This window comes from Hyella patelloides LEGE 07179, from assembly GCF_900659865.1.
GTDB lineage: Bacteria > Cyanobacteriota > Cyanobacteriia > Cyanobacteriales > Xenococcaceae > Hyella > Hyella patelloides.
Window position 1 is genome coordinate 1 of sequence record NZ_LR214392.1, and the last position, 4440, is coordinate 4440.

At 32.0% G+C, this 4440-nt stretch carries 6 protein-coding genes; all 6 read left to right on the plus strand.

Going from position 1 to position 4440, the window contains the following annotated elements:
- Positions 1-241: 241 nt before the first annotated feature.
- The 6 genes from H1P_RS39175 to H1P_RS35065 all read left to right on the plus strand — a co-directional run bounded on the left by H1P_RS39175 (position 242) and on the right by H1P_RS35065 (position 3668).
- Complete coding sequence (locus H1P_RS39175; protein WP_281291296.1) at positions 242-373, plus strand: hypothetical protein; 132 nt, start codon at positions 242-244, stop codon at positions 371-373.
- A gap of 140 nt (positions 374-513) precedes the next feature.
- A complete protein-coding gene (locus H1P_RS35045) occupies positions 514-813 on the plus strand; it encodes a type II toxin-antitoxin system HigB family toxin (RefSeq protein WP_144876363.1) in 300 nt (99 codons plus the stop codon).
- Positions 797-1198, plus strand: coding sequence for a helix-turn-helix domain-containing protein (locus tag H1P_RS35050; protein WP_144876365.1), 402 nt, complete (start codon positions 797-799; stop codon positions 1196-1198). Before H1P_RS35045 ends, H1P_RS35050 begins: the two co-directional genes overlap by 17 nt.
- A 226-nt stretch (positions 1199-1424) precedes the next feature.
- On the plus strand, positions 1425-2264 hold the full coding sequence (locus tag H1P_RS35055; protein ID WP_222427408.1) for an STM4015 family protein: 840 nt from the start codon (positions 1425-1427) through the stop codon (positions 2262-2264).
- 54 nt (positions 2265-2318) lie between these two features.
- Positions 2319-2774 (plus strand): HEAT repeat domain-containing protein, encoded by a 456-nt coding sequence (locus tag H1P_RS35060; protein WP_144876367.1) that lies wholly within the window; start codon positions 2319-2321, stop codon positions 2772-2774.
- Between the two features lie 30 nt (positions 2775-2804).
- Positions 2805-3668 carry an STM4011 family radical SAM protein gene (locus H1P_RS35065; RefSeq protein WP_144876369.1) on the plus strand — a complete coding sequence of 288 codons (864 nt, stop codon included), beginning with the start codon at positions 2805-2807 and terminating at the stop codon, positions 3666-3668.
- Positions 3669-4440 lie beyond the last annotated feature (772 nt).

The window sequence follows — 4440 nt, forward strand, 5'->3', positions numbered from 1 at the left end:
CATTGCAGGGAGGCATGGCTGCGGGAGTAGTTTCTCTCATGATTGCGATCGCTTTAAATAATAATGCTCAAGTCTCTTAACTAAAGCATTCTACCTTATTTTTAACGTCAAAATTGTTTAAGTCCCGATAATAGAACGTTTAAGAATACTAAATCTTTCCAGAGGGACTTTAACGGATAAAGGAGCAGAAGTATTACTAAGTTGTCCTGCAATTAATCAGCTTCATACACTTGATGTATCGATGAATTTATTATCTTCAGAAATGGTTGATAAATTATCACAACTTGATTGTAATGTTATTGCAGAACCTCAAGATATAGATGATTATAATAAAGGCTGTGGAAGATATCGTTATTCTGCTTTATATGAGTAATTTTGAAAGAGTAAATCATGAATGATGAGAGATAAATTTATTTGAATAAAACCTTAAAAAAGAAAAGCGATCGCTCATACTATCATATAATTAATTTTCAAAAATAATCTCAAAATCAGAAAAAACAAATATAATTGTAGATGCACATTATCAGTTACAAAAAAATCAGAGAATTTGCCGATAGACACGCTGATTGTCAAAATGCTCTTGATAACTGGTATAAAGTTGCAAAATCAGCTAATTGGTCTAATTTAGTTGAAGTTCAAGCAGTCTTTCCCAAAGCTGAAGTAGTAGGGAATTTTACTGTATTTAATATAAAAGGTAATAAATATAGATTAATTGTTAGCATTGACTACAAAAAGCAATTAATTTATATTAAATATATTCTTACTCATGCAGAGTATGATAAGGAGAAATGGAAAAATGACCCTTATTTTTAATTCAGAAAAGTACAAAGAAATATTATTAAATTATCAACCTAAAATCATTAGAACTGAAGAAGAAAATGAAAAAGCTTTAACAGTTGTAGAAGAATTAATGAATCGTCAAAATCGGACACCAGAAGAAGATGAGTTTTATGAATTATTAATTGTTCTAATTGAAAAGTTTGAGCAAGAACATTATTTACCAGGAAAGACATCAGACTCTAATTCTATATTAAATTTTTTGGTGGAGCAAAGAAATATTAAGGAAGTAGATTTAGTAGAAATAATTGGCTCAGAAGAAGTTGTTGCGGAAATTGTCAATGGAAAGGGCGAAATTAGTAAAGCTCAAGCTACAGTTTTGGGTGACTTTTTTTCTGTCAATCCTGAATTATTTACTTAAATAAAATCTAAAAGAATAAAGGAGATCGCTTTTTATGGAGATATAATAAGAATGTACCTTTTTATCTTGAGATTATAATAACAATAATGGGCAATATAAATATCTCTAGTATTGGCAACTTGACGAACGTTTAGAACCCTATGAAGATGGTGTATACGACCATGCTAAAACTTTTGCAGGAAGGCAATTAATAGAATTTAATTCAGAAACAGGTATTGACGATCCTGTGGGGAAAGCTTATGCCTTTAGATATAGTTGGCAGAAAGAAGAAGCCATCGAACCATTACTAGAACAGTTGTTAAAAGATAGTCAAATAAGTCAGGTTGAAGCGTTAACTTTTGGGATGTTGCAAGAGGATGTATTTGAAACTTCTCAATCTCAATATATAGTAGATTATTTAGTTAATGCTAAAGATAAATTAACCAATCTCAAGGCAATTTTTATTGGCGATATTACTCAAGATGAATCAGAAATATCTTGGATTACCCATACTAATATAAGTCCTGTTTTAAGTGCATATCCTAACTTAGAATTGTTACAAATACGTGGCGGTGAAGGATTGGGATTTAGTCCGATACAACACGATAAATTACAGGCTTTAATTATCGAAACAGGTGGCTTATCTAAAGATACTATAGCCGATATTAGTAAATTACAATTACCTAATTTGCAGCACCTCGAATTATGGTTGGGTTCGGAATATTATGGAGGGAATTCTACGGTTGAAGATTTAAACTGGATTATGTCTGGAAACGTTTCAGAAAATTTAATTTATTTAGGCTTAAGAAATAGTGAATACAGTGATGAAATAGTAGCTGCTATAGCCAAATTCCCAATATTAGAAAGAATTAGAATCTTAGATATCTCTATGGGTACTCTAACAGATGAAGGAGCAAACACATTATTAAAATGTTCTGCGATCGATAATTTAGATATTCTCAATATTTCTGAAAATTATTTATCACAAAAGATAGTAGAGTCACTTCAAAAATTAAATATTCGAGTAATAACTGATAAGCAAAAAGATGAAGATGAAGATGAAAGATATTGCTCTGTTTCGGAATAAGGCTTTCAAATGATTAGGGATGAATGATGAAGTATATTGAAGGACGAATTAGGAATGATGAATGATGAACAGAAGCCTAAAGAATACGATGCTGTGCTAGGGGGGAATAATCCTCCTCCTGTAGATGGCTTAGTTTTAGGAGGAATTGACGGAGTTAAAAATAGATTAGCAAGTGACAAAATAGAAGTAAGAATAGCTGCGGTAAAAGATGCACTTAATTATCAAGATGAAGGTTTAGACTTAGTTATTAATGCTTTGCAAGATGAATCGCGACAAGTACAGCTATCTGCTTATAAATCACTACGTAATAGAGAAGAAGATCAAGTAAAACAAGCTTTAGCTAATTATCAACCTTGGAATCTGCGAGAACGTTTTCAAGAATACCCTGGTTATAGAGGAGAATATACAGAAGTTTTTGCCAATAGAAGAGTAGAAAATTTTAATATAGATACGGGTATTGTCAGCCCTGTTAATATAGCCTATGCTATTCGCGATAATCAAAATTCATAATTCCTCATTCCTAATTCATCCCTCCAAATAATGCACCTATCAATACTCTATCGCGGATCGTTAATTATTTGTAACTATGGATGTGAATATTGTCCCTTTGCAAAGAAACAACAGTCAGCTATAGAATTAGCCAAAGACAAACAAGAATTAACTAAATTTATCGACTGGATAGAACAAAATCACCAGCATAACTTTTCAATTCTATTTACTCCTTGGGGAGAAGCCTTAATCCATCCCTGGTATCAACAAGGATTAGTTAGATTAACCAACTTACCTAATGTCAGTAAAGCAGCAATTCAAACTAACCTATCTTGCAAATTAGATTGGGTAGAAGACTGTAATAAAGATAAACTGGCATTATGGGCGACATTTCATCCAGAGTGGATAAAACGCGATCGCTATTTAAACCAATGCTTAGAATTAAATCGCCGTAATGTGTCTTTTAGTGCTGGTGTTGTCGGATTTCCCAAGTTTAAACAAGAAATTGCAGCTTTACGCCAGGAATTACCAAATAACGTCTATTTATGGATTAATGCGGTTAAAAAAGAATTACCTAAGATGAGTCAAGGTGATTTAGACTTCTTTGAAGCAATCGATCCCTTGTTTCCGATCAATACCCATCATTATCCCTCCCGCGATCGCTCTTGTCAAGCTGGTAAATCGGTTATTTCTGTAGATGGCGAGGGAAATATGCGTCGCTGTCATTTTATCAGACAACCCATTGGTAATATCTATAATTCCAACTGGGAAAGTGCCTTACGAGATCGCCTTTGCTCCAATGAAACCTGTCACTGTCATATTGGTTACGTTCACTTGGATTATTTAGAATTAGATAAAGTATTCGGAGAGGGGATTTTGGAGAGAATACCTGTTGCTACTTTGGGGAAGAATTAAAAGCGATAAGCCAATTAATTTAGAAGAAAAAAGATTTAACAAAAATTTTTAAAATCTGAAACTATTCAAAAATTCGTCTTAAAAATGAAAAACACTAATCTTAGAATTGCTAAAAAAGAATTTATAAAATATATTAAGTAAAATCGCTACGCCATTATCTATAAGCTTATAGCCAGTTAAAGTTGGTAAAAAATCCACCATTTGTAGATAGTGGTTGACATTAAGCTATCTTAAAAAAATTATAGTAACATAACGCAAAATACTACAAGCAAAATTAATGACAAATAAAAATCCAGTACAAGAATATGAAATAGGAATTTTAAACTAATTGATTAAAAATTACGAAGCAATTGTTTTAACCAAGTTCAAGGTTGAAGAATCAGGAAAACAGTTAAAAAGCGTAGATGATAGACTGAAAAAAGTAGAGATTTAAGTAAACAAAATACCTGCAATTGAATCTCAGCTCAACAATATAGAAACTAGATTAGATAATTTAGAAACTGGATTAGGTAATTTAGATGAACGTCTAACAAGCCTTGAATTAATAGGTCAAAAAATAGTAAGTACCTCTAAATATTTGATTGGAGCGATTGCATTGGGAATATTAATTAATATTCTAAGTCTTCCCGCTTTAAATTTATTCAATTATCCCTCTTCTGTCACTTTCCGAAATTTGAACTACAATAGAAGAAATATTTAGAAGCTGTGAGGTAGAGAGGGCAATGGATGTAGAATTACAGATTCTCAAACATTTGAAGCGAGCGCCAATACC

Excerpts from the sequence above, each read along its gene's own strand:
- H1P_RS39175 (WP_281291296.1), top strand. The coding sequence starts at position 242 with ATGAATTTATTATCTTCAGAAATGGTTGATAAATTATCACAACTTGAT.
- H1P_RS35065 (WP_144876369.1), top strand. The coding sequence starts at position 2,805 with ATGCACCTATCAATACTCTATCGCGGATCGTTAATTATTTGTAACTAT.
- H1P_RS35045 (WP_144876363.1), top strand. The coding sequence starts at position 514 with ATGCACATTATCAGTTACAAAAAAATCAGAGAATTTGCCGATAGACAC.
- H1P_RS35060 (WP_144876367.1), top strand. The coding sequence starts at position 2,319 with ATGATGAATGATGAACAGAAGCCTAAAGAATACGATGCTGTGCTAGGG.
- H1P_RS35050 (WP_144876365.1), top strand. The coding sequence starts at position 797 with ATGACCCTTATTTTTAATTCAGAAAAGTACAAAGAAATATTATTAAAT.